The organism is Streptomyces sp. NPDC002619, assembly GCF_042889305.1.
Lineage (GTDB): Bacteria > Actinomycetota > Actinomycetes > Streptomycetales > Streptomycetaceae > Streptomyces.
This window is the reverse complement of sequence record NZ_JBIAQV010000165.1, coordinates 1-1,070: the sequence shown is the minus strand read 5'-3', so window position 1 is coordinate 1,070 and position 1,070 is coordinate 1. Positions and strand designations below refer to the sequence as shown.

The 1,070-nt window shown below is 69.0% G+C and carries 1 protein-coding gene; it reads right to left on the bottom strand.

The window, feature by feature from the left end; translation table 11 throughout:
• The coding region (locus tag ACFYXB_RS46020) for a tetratricopeptide repeat protein (RefSeq protein WP_389591484.1) at nt 1-912 on the bottom strand (912 nt) is incomplete at its 3' end.
• Nucleotides 913-1,070: the final 158 nt, after the last annotated feature.

Genomic DNA, 1,070 nt, shown 5'->3' with positions numbered 1-1,070 from the left:
CGGGATGGCCTGGGCACCGTCCCGGCCGGGCATCCGGACAAAGACCGGGTTGGCCGAGATCGCCGAGGACTCCATGCGGTCGGCCTCATCGGACGTGCCGTCGGTGCGCAGTGCCCGGATCAGGTCGTGCAGGACTATCGCCTCATTCCACTCGTAAGCCCCGTCCCGGTAGATGGCCAGCGCCGCCTGCAGGTCGCTGCGCGCCTCATCGAGCTGTCTCAGTTCGCGGTGGGCGACCCCCCGCAGGTGCCTGGCCATGGCCTGCGCGTACGCGTCGCCTGCCCGCCGTGTCACGTCGATCGCCTCGGTGAGGGGTGCCACCGCCTCGCCCGGGCGGCCCTGTCTCAGATGCAGCCAGCCAACGTCCCGCTGCGTGTGGGCGTACCACATCTCGTTCGCTAGCTGCCGGAACAGGTCGAGGGCCGCCCGTGCCGAGACCCAGGCGTCGTCGAACCGTTCCATACCGGCGTACACGCGGATTCGTGCGTTGTCGATGCGGCCGATCCACAGCCGCTCGCCCATGGGACCGAAAATATCCTCGGCCTTGTCATAGGCCTCCAGCGCGTCCTCACGGCGAGCGAGCAGCCGGTAGATCTTGCCTAGCGCGTAGAGGCTCGCGCCTTCCCAGATCCTGTCGTTCAGGAGCCGGAAGTCGCGGACGGCCTGCTCCAGGAGCGGGGCGGCCTCCTCGGGCCTGCGCAAGTATCCGAACGTCTCGGCCAGGGTGCGCCGCAGGCGCGCCTGCGCCCTCCTGTCCCCGAACTCCTCGGCCAGGCGCAGCGCCTCCCGTTGGCTCTCCTCCGCCTTCTCGGGCTGCCCGCGCCACCTCTGGAACTCGCCCAGTTTCTCCAGCGAGGACAGCACGTGCCAGCGGTCGTTATCCGCACGCAGTTCCTGCACAGCCGTGGTCATGTGGTCCAGCGCCGTTGGGTATTGACTTCCTCCCCCTCGTGAGCGAGGGGGATTCCCTTATGGGGGGGTTCGGCCGGTCGCCCGGCTTACGGGTTCCTGTTTCACGGACCGGCTGATGCCGAGGTCTCCGCAGGCTGACACGAGCTGTCCGCCCGCGT